The sequence below is a fragment of the Exiguobacterium sp. s28 genome (genome assembly GCF_018618135.1).
GTDB lineage: Bacteria > Bacillota > Bacilli > Exiguobacteriales > Exiguobacteriaceae > Exiguobacterium > Exiguobacterium mexicanum_A.
Genome location: NZ_JACSLL010000039.1, coordinates 1 through 381 on the forward strand (window position 1 = coordinate 1; position 381 = coordinate 381).

Here is a 381-nt window from a genome sequence, read left to right on the forward strand (position 1 = left end):
TCTAGCGTCTAAGACACACGGTCCTCACGGACCATATGTGAAATTAATTGGTTTGATGTCTTGATGAATCTTCAGTTTTCAAGGAACAAAGTGGAGCCTAGCGGGATCGAACCGCTGACCTCCTGCGTGCAAGGCAGGCGCTCTCCCAGCTGAGCTAAGGCCCCATATAGGAATTCTCAAAAAAATGGTGGGCCTAAGTGGACTCGAACCACCGACCTCACGCTTATCAGGCGTGCGCTCTAACCAGCTGAGCTATAGGCCCTCATATTTTGATTGTCGAGAGATTTGGTCTCTCAAAACTGAACGATGGGCAATGCCACATGGGCATTTTCCTTAGAAAGGAGGTGATCCAGCCGCACCTTCCGATACGGCTACCTTGTT

2 tRNA genes are annotated in these 381 nt (G+C 49.9%); both read right to left on the reverse strand.

Annotated features, from left to right (window positions below):
* Nucleotides 1-91: 91 nt before the first annotated feature.
* Nucleotides 92-164 (reverse strand) — tRNA-Ala (locus tag KNP78_RS15640).
* 21 nt (nt 165-185) lie between these two features.
* Nucleotides 186-262, reverse strand: a tRNA-Ile gene (locus KNP78_RS15645).
* Between the last annotated feature and the right edge of the window lie 119 nt (nt 263-381).